We start from the raw sequence: 16,487 nt of genomic DNA on the forward strand, positions 1-16,487 counted from the left end.
CCGCGATGACCGGAACCAACAACTTCTCCGTCTCCCGCTACGCGCCCGACCGCGGCGCCTGGGGCAGGCTCACCGCCCGCGACTCCATGGTCCGCAGGCTCGACTGGCCGCTGCTGTTCTCCGCGGTCGCGCTGTCCTTCATCGGCTCGCTCCTGGTGTGGTCCGCCACCCGCAACCGCACCGAACTCACCCAGGGCGACCCGTACGCCTTCCTCTTCCGCCACGTCCTCAACACCGGTATCGGATTCGCCCTGATGGTCGGGACGATCTGGCTCGGCCACCGCACCCTGCGCGGCGCCGTACCGGTGCTGTACGGCATCTCCGTCGTCCTGGTGCTGCTCGTCCTCACCCCGCTCGGCGCCACCATCAACGGCGCCCACGCCTGGATCGTGATCGGCGGCGGGTTCTCCCTCCAGCCCTCCGAGTTCGTCAAGATCACGATCATCCTGGGCATGGCGATGCTGCTGGCCGCCAAGGTCGACGCGGGCGACCAGCTCCACCCCGACCACCGCACGGTCGCCAAGTCCCTCGGACTCGCCGTCCTGCCCATGGCCATCGTCATGCTGATGCCCGACCTCGGCTCCGTGATGGTCATGGTCGTCATCGTCCTCGGCGTGCTGCTGGCCTCCGGCGCGTCCAACCGCTGGATCTTCGGACTCATCGGCGCCGGGGTCATCGGCGCGGTCGCCGTCGCCGCGCTCGGCGTGCTCGACCAGTACCAGATCAACCGGTTCGCCGCCTTCGCCAACCCCGAACTCGACCCGGCCGGCGCCGGCTACAACACCAACCAGGCACGCATCGCCATCGGCTCCGGCGGGCTCTACGGAGCGGGACTGTTCAACGGCCACCAGACCACCGGCCAGTTCGTCCCCGAACAGCAGACCGACTTCATCTTCACCGTCGCCGGCGAGGAACTCGGCTTCGTCGGCGGCGCCACGATCATCGCCCTCCTCGGCATCGTGCTGTGGCGCGCCTGCCGGATCGCCCGGGGGACGACCGAGCTGTACGGCACGATCGTCGCCGCCGGGATCATCGCCTGGTTCGCGTTCCAGTCCTTCGAGAACATCGGCATGACCCTCGGCATCATGCCCGTCGCGGGCCTGCCGCTGCCGTTCGTCTCCTACGGAGGATCGTCGATGTTCGCCGTGTGGGTGGCCATCGGACTGCTCCAGTCGATCAGGGTCCAGCGGCCCCTGGCCGCATAGGACCACGTCACCGCCCGCATGGACCGGCCCCTTCCGGGGCACTTGCAGGGGCATGGTGGCGGACACGAAACGCGAGATCGAGCGGAAGTACGAAGCGAACCCCGGCACGCGGCTCCCGGACCTCACCGGCGTGGGCGGCGTCTCGGACGTCGTGGACCGGGGCGTCGCCGAGCTGGACGCCGTCTACTACGACACCGACGACCTCCGGCTCGCCGCCGCGTCCATCACGCTGCGCCGCCGCACCGGCGGGAACGACTCCGGCTGGCACCTGAAGCTGCCGGTCGCCCCCGGCGTACGGGACGAACTGCGCGCCCCGCTGGAGGACGACGTGCCCGACGCCCTCGCCGCACTGGTGCGGGCCAGGACCCGCGGCGCCGCGCTCGTCCCCCTCGTACGGCTCCGCTCCCGCCGGGACGTCCGCCACCTCGTCGGCCACGACGGAGCCCTGCTCGCCGAGGCGGCCACCGACACCGTGCGCGCCGAGCTCCTCGCGCCCGGCGGCCGGAAGAGCGGCCGCAAGGGCCACCAGGAGGGCACCGCCACCGAGTGGACCGAGATCGAGGTGGAACTCGCCGACGACGGCGACCCCGCCCTCCTCGACGCCCTGGACAAGCGGCTGCGCAAGAAGGGACTGAAGTCCGCCGGCACCGCCTCCAAACTCCACAAGGCGCTCACCGACACCGGCCGCCTGCCCGCCCCGCCCCCGGACGAGGACGGCACCGCCGGCGGCCGCATCCTCGCCCACCTGCGCGAACACGCCGACAACCTGGTCACCTACGACGCCGCCGTACGCCGCGACCTGCCCGACTCCGTCCACAAGATGCGCGTCGCCACCCGCCGCCTGCGCAGCGCCTTCCGCACCTACCGCTCCGTCCTGGACCGGTCCGCCACCGACCCCGTCGCCGCCGAACTGAAATGGCTGGCCGGGGAGCTGGGCGTCGACCGCGACCAGGAAGTCCTCGCCGCACGCCTCACCGCCGGCGTCGACGCCCTGCCCGTCACCCTCCTCCTCGGACCCGTCCGGGGCCGCCTGCGCGCCTGGGACGGCGCCGGACGGGCCGGATCGCGCGGGCGCACCCTCGCCGTCCTCGACAGCGACCGGTACGCCGCCCTCCTGGACTCCCTCGCCGCCCTGCTCGCCGACCCGCCGCTGCGCCCCGCCGCCCGCAAGGACGCCGGGCCCGTCCTGCGCAAGGCGCTGCGGAAGGACCACGACCGGCTCGCCGCCCGCGTCGACCGTGCGCTCGCCCTCACGCCGGGGCCGGACCGGGACGTCGCCCTGCACGAGGCCCGCAAGGCCGCCAAGCGCGCCCGGTACGGGGCGGAGGCCGCCGCACCCGCGCTCGGCAAGCCCGCGAAACGGTTCGGCAAGCGGGTCAAGGCCGTGCAGAAGGTCCTCGGGGAGCATCAGGACAGCGTGGTCGCCCGCCGGACGCTCCGCGACCTCGCCGTCCAGGCCCACCTGTCGGGCGAGACGGCGTTCACGTGGGGCCTGCTGTACGGCCGGGAGGAGGCGCGGGCCGCGGAGTCCGAGCGGCGGCTGCCGGAGGTGTGGGCGGACGTGGACGCCGGGAAACCGCGGCGGCTCTGACCTTCCGCGGGCCGGGGTACGCTTGAGAGTCGCCCCCTGCCCGCTCATGAAGGTCTCTGATGTCCGAGTCGGTCTTCCCCCAGCTCGAAGCTCTGCTCCCGCACGTGCAGAAGCCCATTCAGTACGTCGGCGGTGAGCTGAACTCCACCGTCAAACCCTGGGACGAGTGCGACGTGCGCTGGGCGCTCATGTACCCGGACGCCTACGAGGTGGGCCTGCCCAACCAGGGCGTCATGATCCTCTACGAGGTGCTGAACGAGCGCGAGGGCGTGCTGGCCGAGCGTACGTACAGCGTGTGGCCGGACCTCGAGGCGCTGATGCGCGAGCACCGGGTGCCGCAGTTCACCGTGGACAGCCACCGGCCCGTGAAGTCGTTCGACGTCTTCGGCCTGAGCTTCTCCACCGAGCTGGGCTACACCAACATGCTCACGGCGCTGGACCTCGCGGGCATCCCGCTGGAGTCCAAGGACCGCACCCTCGACGACCCGATCGTGCTCGCCGGCGGCCACGCGGCCTTCAACCCCGAGCCGATCGCCGACTTCATCGACGCCGCGATCATCGGTGACGGCGAGCAGGCCGTGCTCGACATGACCGAGATCATCCGCGCCTGGAAGGCGGAGGGCCGCCCCGGCGGCCGCGAGGAGGTCCTCTTCCGCCTCGCGAAGACCGGCTCGGTCTACATCCCGGCGTTCTACGACGTCGAGTACCTGCCCGACGGCCGCATCGGCCGCGTCGTGCCGAACAAGTCGGGCGTCCCGTGGCGCGTGTCCAAGCACACCGTCATGGACCTCGACGAGTGGCCCTACCCCAAGCAGCCGCTCGTCCCGCTCGCCGAGACCGTCCACGAGCGGATGTCCGTCGAGATCTTCCGCGGCTGCACCCGCGGCTGCCGTTTCTGCCAGGCCGGCATGATCACGCGCCCCGTGCGGGAGCGAAGCATCACCGGCATCGGCGAGATGGTCGACAAGGGTCTCAAGGCGACCGGCTTCGAGGAGGTCGGCCTGCTGTCGCTGTCCTCCGCCGACCACTCCGAGATCGGCGACGTGGCCAAGGGCCTCGCCGACCGGTACGAGGAGGACAAGATCGGCCTGTCCCTCCCGTCGACCCGGGTGGACGCGTTCAACGTCGACCTCGCCAACGAACTCACCAGGAACGGCCGCCGCTCCGGCCTCACCTTCGCCCCCGAGGGCGGCTCCGAGCGCATGCGCAAGGTCATCAACAAGATGGTCTCGGAGGAGGACCTGATCCGCACGGTCTCCACCGCGTACGGCAACGGCTGGCGCCAGGTGAAGCTGTACTTCATGTGCGGCCTGCCCACCGAGACCGACGAGGACGTCCTCCAGATCGCCGACATGGCGATGAACGTGATCGCCGAGGGCCGCAAGGTCTCCGGCCAGAACGACATCCGCTGCACGGTCTCCATCGGCGGGTTCGTCCCCAAGCCGCACACCCCCTTCCAGTGGGCCCCGCAGCTGAGCGCCGAGGAGACCGACGCCCGCCTGGAGAAGCTGCGCGACAAGATCCGCGGCGACAAGAAGTACGGCCGCTCCATCGGCTTCCGCTACCACGACGGCAAGCCCGGCATCGTCGAGGGCCTGCTCTCGCGCGGCGACCGCCGCATCGGCGCCGTCATCCGCGCCGTCTACGAGGACGGCGGCCGCTTCGACGGCTGGCGCGAGCACTTCTCCTACGACCGCTGGATGGCGTGCGCCGACAAGACGCTGCCCGAGTTCGGCGTCGACGTCGACTGGTACACCACCCGCGAGCGCACCTACGAGGAGGTCCTGCCCTGGGACCACCTGGACTCCGGTCTCGACAAGGACTGGCTGTGGGAGGACTGGCAGGACGCGCTCGACGAGACCGAGGTCGAGGACTGCCGCTGGACCCCGTGCTTCGACTGCGGCGTCTGCCCCGCCATGCAGACCGAGATCCAGGTCGGCCCCACCGGCAAGAAGCTGCTGCCGCTGACGGTCGTCAAGTAGCCGTGTAACGTCCGCGCAACGGCCCGGCCGGGGGAGAAACCCCTGACCGGGCCGTTCGCGTCCTGCCGGGCATGGACCGCCAGGAAATGGACGCGCGCCGGCCCGAGGGGTGCCTGACGGCGGCCGTCAGGATGCCGGTACGGATCGTGGCGCTGCTCGTCGTCCTGCCCGTACGCCTCGTCTGGGACGCCCTCACCGCGTGCGGGCGGGCACTCGACCGGGTGGTGCTGCGCCCCCTCGGCCGGGTGCTGTACGCCCTGCTGATCACCCCGCTGGTGTGGCTCTACGCCCAGGTCCTCGCCCCGCTCGGGCGGGCGCTGGCGTGGCTGGCGGGGGCGCTGGTGGTGTACGGGCTGGTGAGGCCCGCCGGGTGGCTGTACCGGTGGATCCTGACGCCGCTGGGGCACGCGCTGGCCTGGCTGGGCGCGACCCTGGTCGCCGCACCGGCGCGGTGGCTGTACCGCTGGGTGCTCACCCCGGCCGGGCACGGTGTGGTGTGGCTGGCGAAGGCGCTGCTGGTGTGGCCGTGGGTGGCGCTGTGGACCTACGTCGTCGTGCCGGTCGTGCGGTACGGGATCGTCGTCCCGCTGGCCTGGCTGTTCCGGTGGGTGGTCGCCCCGCCCGCCCGGTGGCTGTACCGCTGGGTGCTCACCCCGGTGGGCCGGGAGATCCGGGACGCCGCCGTCATGGCGTGGCGGGCCGCCGGGTACGTGTCACGGGCCCTGGGGCGCGCCCTGAAGTGGCTCGGCCGGCACCTGCTGGGCCGGCCCGTGGCGTGGACCTGGCGGAACGTGTGCGTACCGGCTGGACACGCCCTGCGCGACCACCTGTGGCGCCCGGCCCGCGCGGCGCTCGCCGCCGCCCGCGTCACGCTGCGGCGGGCCCGCCTCGACGCGTGGCGGGCGCTGGCCGGCGGACCCCCGCCGGGGCGGCCTGGGGAACCCACCGGAGCACCGGCGCGTAGTCTGGGTAGTACAACGACTGCGCCCGGCGTGGCGCCCGCACCAGAGATCTCCCCGCGACAGCGGGGGTGAGCCGGGCGGGACCCCCGGGAGCCGCCCGAATTTTCGTGGGCGGAGCGCCACCGCGCCCGCCCCGCACCGAGGAGAAGAACCACTGGGCAAGCGACAGCCCGAAGGCCCGCCGCCCGCACCGGCAGTGCAGCGCATCCGCCTGCGCTACACCAAGCGCGGCCGCCTCCGGTTCACCAGCCACCGCGACTTCCAGCGTGCCTTCGAGCGCGCGCTGCGCCGCGCCGAGGTGCCCATGGCGTACTCGGCCGGCTTCACACCGCACCCCAAGGTCTCGTACGCCAATGCCGCACCCACCGGCACGGGCTCCGAGGCCGAGTACCTGGAGATCGCGCTCACCGCGCCGCGCGACCCGGAGAAGCTCCGCGCGCTGCTCGACGAGTCCCTGCCGGCCGGGCTCGACATCACCGACGCCGTCGAGGCCCGCACGCCGGGGCTCGCCGACCGGCTCACCGCCTCCGTCTGGGAACTGCGCCTGGAGCAGGTGGCGGCCGAGGACGCCGAACGCGCCGTCGCCGCCTTCCTCGCCGCGGACGCCGTCGAGGTGCAGCGCAAGACCAAGAACGGCATGCGCACCTTCGACGCACGGGCGGCCGTGGCGGACCTGGAAGCCGCACCTGCGCCGTCTGATAGGCCCGGACAGGGCCCTTGTGCGATACTGCGGCTGGTTGTTCGGCACGTGACACCTGCCGTACGACCCGACGACGTCCTGTCCGGTCTCCGAGCTGTGGCCGACCTGGCGCCGCCGGTCCCCGCAGCGGTGACCAGGCTGGCGCAGGGGCTCTTCGACGAGGAGTCCGGCACGGTGACCGACCCGCTCGCGCCCGACCGCGAGGCAGTCCTGGCCGCCCCACCCAAGGCCGCCGGACCCGCCGCCGCCCCGGAGCCGACAGGTGCAGGTTCCGCGTAGGGCGGTCGTCGCATCGCGGCCCTGGCACTCGGGAGCCACCTGGGTCGGGCCGCGTACACCCACAGGAGACTTTCGCCAGGCCGTCCGCACACCGCGTACGGAACCGGCGAGCCAGACATAACAGCTCCCGTGCGGCGCCGCGCCAGACGCGGCGCCCGGGAGCGTGACGGGAGAACCGCCCGCATGCTCGAGCCGAACGAAACCGGCACCGCCGGTAACCACAACGAAGAGAACAGCTCGCCCAGCGACACGCTGCCTCCGCGCCGCCGTCGCCGGGCCGCGTCGCGTCCCGCGGGACCGCCGGTCACGGCGGGCGCCGGGGACACGCCCGCCGGCGAGGTCGTCGTCGAGACGCCCGCCGCCGAGGTGGCCGACGTGGCCTCCCTCGCCGAGGCGCCGAACGAGGCGGCCGAGCCCGCTCCGGCCCGCCCGCGTCGCCGCGCCACCCGCAAGGCGACCGCCCCGGCGGGCGCCCCGCAGGCCGCCGAGACCGCGGAGGCTCCTGCGGCTTCCGCGCCGGAGGCTCAGCCCGAGGCGGAGGCGCCCGCCGCCCCGGCCCGCCGCCGTGCCACCCGCAAGGCGACCGCCCCTGCGACCGCCCCGCAGCCCATGGAGGCCGCGGAGGCTCAGCCCGAGGCGGAGGCGCCCGCCGCCCCGGCCCGCCGCCGTGCCACCCGCAAGGCGACCGCCCCGGCCGGTGCCCCGCAGGCCGCCGAGGCTCCCGAGGCGTCCGCACCGGAGGCCCAGCCGGAGGCGCCCGCCGCCCCGGCGCGTCGCCGTGCCACCCGTAAGGCCACCGCTCCGGCGGCCGCCCCGCAGGCCGCCGAGGAGCCGCAGGCCGCCCAGGCCCCGGTCGTCGCCGCCCCGGCTGCCGACGCCCCGGCCACCGAGGATGCCGAGGCCGCGCCGCGCCGCACCCGCCGCCGCGCCACCCGCAAGGCCACCGCCCCGGCCGGCGCCCCGCAGGCGCAGGCCCCGGCGGAGGACGAGACGGACACCGCCGAAGGCGGCGAGAGCCTGCCGGCCGCCACCGTCGCGCAGATCTCCTCCGACGAGGCGGGCGCCGAGGTCGCCGCCGCCGAGGAGGCCGCCACCCGCGGCCGTACGCGCCGCCGGGCCGCCGCCCCGCAGTTCACCGCCGAGCCGGCGAAGAAGCCCGAGCAGTCCCGCGGCCGCCGGGCCGCGCGCCCGGCCGTGCCGGTCTTCCAGGCCCCGGTCTTCACCGAGCCGATGTTCCAGACCCCGGAGACCGCCGCCGCCGCGGCCGCCGCCGAGGCCGCCGGGACGGAGGAGGCCCCGGAGGTCACCGAGACCCCCGCCGCCCCCGCACCCGCCGAGGCCGCCGCCGAGCAGCCCGAGACGGGTGGCCGTCGCCGCCGCCGTCGCCGTGGCGAGCCGGCCGAGCCGGCCGCCGAGGCCGAGCCGACCCGTACCGCCCCCGCGGCCGCTCCCGAGCCGGAGGCGGAGGCCGAGACCGACGCGGACGCCGAGGCGGAGGCCGGCGAGGGCGAGGAGACCGACGAGTTCGGTGACCGCCCCTCGCGCCGTCGCCGCCGGGGCGGCCGCCGCCGTCGCCGTGGTGACGCCACCGAGGCGGAGGAGGCCGAGGAGGCCGCCCGCGCCGAGGAGGAGGCCGACGGGGACGAGGCGGACGAGGACCAGGACGAGGCCGACGAGCACGAGGGCGGCACCCCGTCCGCGGCCGGCACCAGCAGCTCGCGCCGTCGCCGTCGCCGGCGCCGCCGCAGCGGTGACTCGGGCGCCGAGGGCGAGAGCGCGGGCGAGGAGGACGGCGTCCGTACGGTCGTCAAGGTCCGCGAGCCGCGTCCCGCCCGCGAGAAGGCCGAGCCGTCCGACGAGGTGCAGTCCATCAAGGGCTCGACCCGCCTGGAGGCGAAGAAGCAGCGCCGCCGCGAGGGCCGCGAGCAGGGCCGCCGCCGGGTGCCGATCATCACCGAGGCGGAGTTCCTGGCGCGCCGCGAGGCCGTCGAGCGCGTGATGGTCGTCCGCCAGAGCGGCGAGCGCACCCAGATCGGCGTCCTCGAGGACAACGTGCTCGTCGAGCACTACGTCAACAAGGAGCAGGCCACCAGCTACGTCGGCAACGTCTACCTGGGCAAGGTCCAGAACGTGCTGCCGTCCATGGAGGCCGCCTTCGTCGACATCGGCAAGGGCCGCAACGCCGTCCTGTACGCCGGTGAGGTCAACTTCGAGGCGCTCGGCATGGCCAACGGGCCGCGCCGCATCGAGACCGCGCTCAAGTCCGGCCAGTCCGTCCTCGTCCAGGTGACGAAGGACCCGATCGGCCACAAGGGCGCCCGCCTCACCAGCCAGGTCTCGCTGCCCGGCCGCTACCTGGTCTACGTGCCCGAGGGCTCGATGACCGGCATCAGCCGCAAGCTGCCCGACACCGAGCGCGCCCGGCTGAAGACCATCCTCAAGAAGATCGTCCCCGAGGACGCGGGCGTCATCGTGCGCACCGCCGCCGAGGGCGCGAGCGAGGACGAGCTGCGCCGTGACGTCGAGCGGCTCCAGGCGCAGTGGGAGGACATCCAGAAGAAGGCGAAGAGCGGCAACGCCCCGACCCTCCTCTACGGTGAGCCCGACATGACCGTCCGGGTCGTCCGCGACATCTTCAACGAGGACTTCTCGAAGGTGATCGTCAGCGGCGACGAGGCGTGGAAGACCATCCACGGGTACGTGTCGCACGTCGCGCCCGACCTGGCGGACCGCCTCCAGCGCTGGACCTCGGAGACCGACGTCTTCGCGACGTACCGGATCGACGAGCAGCTGATGAAGGCGCTGGACCGCAAGGTCTGGCTGCCGTCGGGCGGTTCGCTGGTGATCGACAAGACCGAGGCGATGATCGTCGTCGACGTCAACACCGGCAAGTTCACCGGCCAGGGCGGCAACCTGGAGGAGACCGTCACCAGGAACAACCTGGAGGCGGCCGAGGAGATCGTGCGCCAGCTGCGGCTGCGCGACCTCGGTGGCATCGTCGTCATCGACTTCATCGACATGGTGCTGGAGTCCAACCGGGACCTGGTGCTGCGGCGCCTGCTGGAGTGCCTGGGCCGGGACCGTACGAAGCACCAGGTCGCCGAGGTCACCTCGCTGGGCCTGGTGCAGATGACCCGCAAGCGGGTGGGCCAGGGCCTGCTGGAGTCCTTCTCCGAGACCTGCGTCCACTGCAACGGCCGTGGCGTCATCGTGCACATGGAGCAGCCGGCCTCCGCCGGCGGCGGTGGCAACGGCGGCAAGCGTGCCAAGAAGAGGGCGCGCGCCGCCGAGGCCGAGCTGGAGACGGCCGGCACCGAGACGGCAGTTACCGAGACGGAGACCGAGACCGAGGCCGAGCTCGCGGCGGAGGTCGCTCCGCCGGTGGCGGTCGAGGAGGAGTTCCGTCCGGACGAGGAGCTGTACTCCAGCGTCGCCGAGGCCGAGGCGGCCGCGGGCCGTGGCCGTTCGCGCCGCCGGGCGTCCCGCAAGGCGTCGGCCCCGGCCGGTGCGCCCAGGGCGGCCGCCGAGCCCGAGCAGCGGCCGGGCGTCGCCGAAGTGGCGCCCGAGGCCATCGAGGTGGAGGCCCTCCCGGCGCTCGCCACGGCCACCGCTCCCGAGGCGGCCACCGCCGAGACGGCCACCGCTCCTGAGGCGGCCGAGGTCACCGAGGCCCCGAAGGGCCGCACCCGTCGCCGCGCCACCCGCAAGGCGACCTCCCCGGCCGGCCCGCCGAAGCCGGTGGCCGCCGAGGAGGAGCCCGCGCCCGCGACCGCCCCGGCCCAGCCGGAGCCGGTCCAGGCCGAGCCCGTACCGGCCGAGGCGCCCGTGCAGGAGCAGCAGCCGGAGCCGCAGCCGGCCGCCGAGGAGGCCCCCGTGGCCGCCCCGCCGCGGGCGCGCCGCCGGGTGGTCCGCAAGGTCACCGCGCCGGCCGCTTCCCCCGCGGGCGCCGCGGAAGCCGCGGTCATCGTGGTGAGCAGCGGCACGCAGGCGGAGGAGCCCGCACCGGCACCGGACGCCGAGGCGGCCGGGACCGAGGCCGAGGCCACCGAGGCACCGGCCAAGAAGACCGCGGCGCGCAAGACGGCCAAGAAGGCCACGGCGAAGAAGGCGGCCACCAAGAAGACGGCCGCCAAGAAGACGACCGCGGCGAAGAAGACGACCGCCAAGAAGACGGCCACCAAGACGGCGGCAAAGACGGCGAAAACGGCGAAGACCGCCAAGTCGGCGTCGAAGGAGACCGTCACGGCCGAGCAGTAGCCCGCCCGCCGGGTTCGCCGTGACCGCTGTCACGGTGAACCCGGCGAACGGGGGCGGGCCGGCCGGCGAACAGTCGGTGAGCATCGTCGAACGTCCCGCGTTCCGCCCCGGATTACTCTGGGGCGGGCCCGGGACTTTGTTTCGGAATCGATGCCTCCAGCGGTTAACGGCCCCGAAATTGCCTAGGAAATTCCTGATAATGTGACGCCGGTCGCCGCCGTCGGCGGGCCCCGCCCGAAGACTAAGGCCGGTGACCGACCCGGTTCCGGGACAGACCGGTCCCAGCATTCCTCGGTAGGGCGTCGGCATCGCGCCGGAGGGGTAAGCGCGGCCTTGTGAGCGTCCGCGGGCACCCTTCAGACCTCTGCCACAAAGAGCTCTTGCGGTGTTCAAGGAGGACGTCCATGCCGAGCATCAACGAGCAGCCCATCCCCGCTGCCCGCCCGGTCATCGGTGAAGAAGAGATCGAGGCCGCCGTGCGCGTACTGCGCACCGGCCGCGTCGTACAGGGCCCGGAAGTGGCCGCCTTCGAGGAGGGATTCTCGGAGCTGGTCGACGGGCGCCACTGCGTCGCCGTCAACTCCGGTACGTCGGCGCTGCACCTCCTTCTGATGGCGCTGGACATCGGCCCGGGTGACGAGGTGATCGTCCCGTCCTTCTCGTTCGCCGCGTCGGCGAACGCGGTCCGCCTCGTCGGCGCCGACGTCGTCTTCGTCGACATCGAGGCCGACAGCTTCAACATCGACCCGGCCGCGGTCGAGGCCGCGATCACCCCGCGCACCGCCGCGATCATGCCGGTCCACATCTACGGCAACCCGGCCGCCATGGACAAGATCATGGCCATCGCGGAGAAGCACAAGCTCGCGGTCGTCGAGGACGCCTGCCAGGCGCACGCCGCGGCCCTGAACGGCACCCCGGTCGGCGCGTTCGGCTCCGGCGGCACGTTCAGCTTCTACCCGACGAAGAACATGCACAGCCTCGAGGGCGGCATGATCTCCACGGCCGACGCCGAGACCGCCCGCACCCTGCGCCTGCTGCGCAACCAGGGCATGGAGCAGCGGTACGCCAACGAGATCGTCGGCGCCAACATGCGCATGACCGACGTCGCCGCCGCCGTCGGCCGCGTCCAGCTCTCCAAGCTGCACGGCTGGACCGAGACGCGCATCGCGAACGCCGCGTACCTCACCGAGCACATCACCGCGCCGGGCATCGTGACCCCGGTCGTCGCCGAGGGCGCGCGCCACATCTACCACCAGTACACGATCCGGGTTCAGGGCGGTGACCGCGACGCCGCGATGGCGAAGCTCACCGAGGCGGGCATCGGCAACGCCGTCTACTACCCGACCCCGATCCACCGCCTGAAGCCGTACTGGGAGCCGGACCAGAAGGCCGGCCGCACCTGGGACCTGCCCGAGACGGAGAAGGCCGCCGCCGAGGTCGTCTCGCTGCCCGTCCACCCCTCGCTGACCCAGAACGACCTTGAGCGCATCGTCACCGCCGTGAACGCGCTGGGAGAGAACCTGTGACTGCTGCTGGACTGCGGGCCGGGCTGATCGGCCTCGGCTCGATGGGACGCCACCACGCCCGCGTACTGGCCGGGCTGGACGGCGTGACGCTCGTCGGCGTCGTCGACCCGATGGGCGACAAGAACGGCTGGGCCCAGGGCGCACCCGTCCTCGCCACCGTCGAGGAACTGATCGCGCTCGGCATCGACTACGCCGTCGTCGCCTGCCCGACCGCGCTGCACGAGGAAGTCGGCCTCAAGCTGGCCGACGCCGGTGTCCACGCGCTGATCGAGAAGCCGGTCGCCGACACCGTCGAGGGCGCCCGCCGCCTGGTCGAGGCGTTCGAGTCGCGGAGCCTGGTGGCCGGCGTGGGCCACATCGAGCGCTGCAACCCGGCGCTGCGCAGCCTCCGCTCCCGCCTGGAGGCCGGTGAGCTGGGCGACGTCTACCAGGTCGTCACCCGCCGCCAGGGCCCCTTCCCGCACCGCATCGCGGACGTCGGCGTGGTCAAGGACCTCGCCACCCACGACATCGACCTGACCGGCTGGGTCACCGGCCAGCAGTACACGTCGATCGCCGCGCACACGGTGTCCAAGTCGGGCCGCCCGCACGAGGACATGGTCTCCGCCGTCGGCCAGCTCTCCGACGGCACGATGGTCAACCACCTCGTCAACTGGCTGAGCCCGCTGAAGGAACGCTTCACGTCGGTCACCGGCGAGAAGGGCTGCTTCATCGCCGACACCCTCACCGCCGACCTCACGTTCTACTCCAACGCCGCCGTCGCCACCGAGTGGGAGGCCCTGCGCGCCTTCCGCGGCGTCTCCGAGGGCGACATGATCCGCTACGCCATCCCGAAGCGCGAGCCGCTCCTCGTCGAGCACGAGCTGTTCCGGGACGCGGTCCTCGGCAAGGGCGACGACATCTGCACGCTGCGCCAGGGTCTGCGTACGGTGGAGGTGGCCGCGGCCGTCATCGACTCCGCCGACCGCGGTGTCACCGTGCGGCTCACCCCGGAGGACGTGGCCAGTTGACCACACCCGATGTCACCGTCGTGGTAGCCGTGTACAACACGATGCCGTACCTCACCGAGTGCCTGAACTCGCTGGTGGGGCAGAGCATCGGGCTGGACCGGCTCGAGGTCGTGGCCGTCGACGACGGCTCGACCGACGACAGTGGCCGGGAACTGGACCGCTTCGCGGAGAAGTACCCGGACACAGTCAAGGTGATCCATCAGGCCAACTCCGGCGGCCCGGCCGCGCCCAGCAACCGGGCCCTGGAGCTGGCCACCGGTCGTTACGTCTACTTCATCGGCTCCGACGACTACCTGGGCAGCCAAGCCCTGGAGCGCATGGTGGCCTGTGCCGACGAGCACGGCTCCGACGTCGTCGTCGGCAAGATGGTGGGCACCAACGGCCGTTACGTCCATCAGGCGCTCTACAAGAAGAGCGACCCGGACGTCTCGCTGTACGAGTCGGCGCTGCCGTTCACGCTGGCCAACACCAAGCTCTTCCGCCGCGAGCTGGTGGAGAAGCACAAGCTGCGCTTCCCCGAGGACCTGCCGGTCGGCTCCGACCAGCCGTTCACCCTGGAGGCGTGCGTACGGGCCGCGAAGATCTCGGTCCTCGCGGACTACACGTACTACTACGCCGTCAAGCGCGGTGACGCCAGCAACATCACCTACCGGGCGAACCACCTGTCCCGGCTGCGCTGCACCGAGCGGATCATGCACTTCGCGGCCTCGCTGATCGAGGCCGGCCCGCGGCGTGACGCGGTCCTCAAGCGCCACTTCACCTGGGAACTCGCCAAGCTCGTCCAGGACGACTTCCCGGCGCTGGACGCGGTGACGCGGACCGAGGTGTGCGCGGGCATCGCGCAGCTGGCCGACGCGTACTTCACCGACGAGCTGCGCGACGCGATGGACGTCAAGCGGCGGCTGCGGATCTGCCTCGCCCAGCGGGGTTCCGTCGACGCCCTCGTACGGGCCATCGAGGACGAGGCCGAGCACGGCTCGCCGCCGCTGCTGCTGGAGGACGGGCGGGCGTTCGTCCGGTACCCCGGCTTCCGCGACCCGTCCGCCGGGCTGCCCGACCGGGCGTACGAGGTGATCGGCGAGGCCGTCCCGGCACGGCTGGCCGAGGGCACGGCGCTCGTGTCCGCCGAGTGGGACCAGAACGGCGACGACATGGCCGTGTCGCTGACGGTCCGCCTCGGGCTGACCGGCGACACCGGCTCCGCCGTGGTGAGGCTCGCCACCAAGGCCATGCCCAAGAGCGCCGACAAGCCCGGCGCCCGAAGGCTCCCCGTGGGCCACGAACTCCCCGCCTCGGTGGGGGAGTTCACCCGCGAACCGACCGAGGACGGCGAGGGCACCCTGCTCACCGCGCGCATCCCGGTCCCACCGAAGAGCGCCAAGCTCGGTGTGCGCGTGTACGCCGAGGTGGCAGGCTCGGTCTACGAGGTACCCGTGCCGGTCCGCGGCCGGCCGCTGCCCCTGGCCCGGCGCTGGCGGGAGAGGATCCCGTACCGGATCTCCGCCAACGCCAACCCCAAGGGCCGGCTGGTGATCACCACGGCCCCGCTCTGGGAGCCCGCGCTCGGCGCGGGCAGGCGACTGCGTCAACTGATGTCCCGTGTGAAGAGGAAACTGACCCGATGAATATCTGTGTAGTCGCGCTCGGCAAGATCGGCCTGCCGCTCGCCGTGCAGTTCGCCGCCAAGGGCCACAAGGTCATCGGCGCCGACGTCAACGAGAAGGTCGTCGAGCTGGTCAACGCCGGCACCGAGCCCTTCCCCGGCGAGCACGACCTCGACCGGCTGCTGAAGCAGACCGTCGACGCCGGTCTGCTGTCCGCGACCACCGACACCGCGGCCGCCGTCGCGCAGTCCGAGGCCGTCGTGGTCGTCGTCCCGCTGTTCGTGGACGCCGAGGGCACCCCCGACTTCGGCTGGATGGACGCCGCCACCAAGGCCATCGCCAAGGGCCTCAAGCCGGGCACCCTCGTCTCCTACGAGACCACCCTCCCCGTCGGCACCACCCGCACCCGCTGGGCGCCGATGCTGGAGGAGGGCTCCGGCCTCACCGCCGGCACCGACTTCCACCTGGTGTTCTCCCCGGAGCGGGTCCTCACCGGCCGCGTCTTCGCCGACCTGCGCCGCTACCCCAAGCTCGTCGGCGGCATCGACGAGGCGTCGGCGAAGCACGGCGTCGAGTTCTACGAGCAGGTCCTCGACTTCGACGAGCGCGACGACCTGCCCCGCGCCAACGGCGTGTGGGACCTGGGCACCGCCGAGGCCTCCGAGCTCGCCAAGCTCGCCGAGACCACCTACCGCGACGTCAACATCGGCCTGGCCAACCAGTTCGCCCGGTTCGCCGACCAGCAGAACATCGACGTCCTCAAGGTCATCGAGGCCTGCAACTCCCAGCCCTACAGCCACATCCACCAGCCCGGCATCGCCGTCGGCGGCCACTGCATCCCGATCTACCCGCGGATGTACCTGTGGAACGACCCGGAGGCGACCGTCGTGCGCTCGGCCCGCGAGGCCAACGCCGCGATGCCCGAGTACGCCGTCGACCTGCTGGCCGCCGCCTACGGCGACCTCAAGGACGTGAACGTGCTCGTGCTGGGCGCCGCCTACCGCGGTGGCGTCAAGGAGACCGCGTTCTCCGGCGTCTTCGGCACCGTCGAGGCCCTCAAGGCCCGTGGCGCCGTCCCGTACGTCTCCGACCCGATGTACACCGCCGAGGAGCTCGCCGCGCACGGCCTCACCCCCCACCAGGGCGAGAAGGTCACCGCCGCGGTCCTCCAGGCCGACCACGCCGAGTACAAGGAGCTGGCCGCCTCCGACCTGCCGGACGTCACCGTCCTGGTCGACGGTCGCCGCACCACCGACCCGGCCCGCTGGGAGGGTGTCCGCCGCGTCGTCATCGGCGGCTGAGACTCCCCGTACCACCGCACGACCGTACGACCCGACCGTGGCCCTGCCCCGCACATCCCGCGGGGCGGGG

Annotated in this window: 10 protein-coding genes; all 10 read left to right on the forward strand. The window is 72.9% G+C overall.

Features of this window, described 5'->3' with window-relative positions:
* Positions 1-5: 5 nt before the first annotated feature.
* A complete protein-coding gene (rodA, locus tag EIZ62_RS22025; protein ID WP_156694415.1) occupies positions 6-1,205 on the forward strand; it encodes a rod shape-determining protein RodA in 1,200 nt (399 codons plus the stop codon).
* A 55-nt stretch (positions 1,206-1,260) separates the two neighbouring features.
* Positions 1,261-2,796, forward strand: a complete 1,536-nt coding sequence (locus EIZ62_RS22030; RefSeq protein WP_156696542.1) for a CYTH and CHAD domain-containing protein — start codon at positions 1,261-1,263, stop codon at positions 2,794-2,796.
* A 59-nt stretch (positions 2,797-2,855) separates the two neighbouring features.
* A complete protein-coding gene (locus EIZ62_RS22035) occupies positions 2,856-4,778 on the forward strand; it encodes a TIGR03960 family B12-binding radical SAM protein (protein WP_156694416.1) in 1,923 nt (640 codons plus the stop codon).
* 71 nt (positions 4,779-4,849) lie between these two features.
* The gene (locus tag EIZ62_RS22040; RefSeq protein WP_156694417.1) at positions 4,850-5,812 is read left to right on the forward strand and encodes a hypothetical protein; all 963 of its coding nucleotides are present in this window, start codon (positions 4,850-4,852) and stop codon (positions 5,810-5,812) included.
* A gap of 124 nt (positions 5,813-5,936) precedes the next feature.
* Positions 5,937-6,719 (forward strand): TIGR03936 family radical SAM-associated protein, encoded by a 783-nt coding sequence (locus EIZ62_RS22045; protein ID WP_156694418.1) that lies wholly within the window; start codon positions 5,937-5,939, stop codon positions 6,717-6,719.
* Positions 6,720-6,902: 183 nt separating this feature from the next.
* Positions 6,903-10,976 carry an Rne/Rng family ribonuclease gene (locus EIZ62_RS22050; protein WP_156694419.1) on the forward strand — a complete coding sequence of 1,358 codons (4,074 nt, stop codon included), beginning with the start codon at positions 6,903-6,905 and terminating at the stop codon, positions 10,974-10,976.
* Between the two features lie 404 nt (positions 10,977-11,380).
* Positions 11,381-12,502: a DegT/DnrJ/EryC1/StrS family aminotransferase gene (locus EIZ62_RS22055; protein WP_156694420.1), complete on the forward strand. Its 1,122-nt coding sequence runs from the start codon at positions 11,381-11,383 to the stop codon at positions 12,500-12,502.
* Entirely contained in the window at positions 12,499-13,512 is a 1,014-nt protein-coding gene (locus EIZ62_RS22060) for a Gfo/Idh/MocA family protein (RefSeq protein WP_156694421.1), read from the forward strand. The genes EIZ62_RS22055 and EIZ62_RS22060 overlap by 4 nt, the downstream gene beginning before the upstream one ends.
* Entirely contained in the window at positions 13,509-15,137 is a 1,629-nt protein-coding gene (locus tag EIZ62_RS22065) for a glycosyltransferase family 2 protein (protein ID WP_156694422.1), read from the forward strand. The genes EIZ62_RS22060 and EIZ62_RS22065 overlap by 4 nt, the downstream gene beginning before the upstream one ends.
* Positions 15,134-16,417, forward strand: coding sequence for a nucleotide sugar dehydrogenase (locus EIZ62_RS22070; RefSeq protein WP_156694423.1), 1,284 nt, complete (start codon positions 15,134-15,136; stop codon positions 16,415-16,417). Before EIZ62_RS22065 ends, EIZ62_RS22070 begins: the two co-directional genes overlap by 4 nt.
* Positions 16,418-16,487 lie beyond the last annotated feature (70 nt).

The sequence above is a fragment of the Streptomyces ficellus genome (assembly GCF_009739905.1).
GTDB lineage: Bacteria > Actinomycetota > Actinomycetes > Streptomycetales > Streptomycetaceae > Streptomyces > Streptomyces ficellus_A.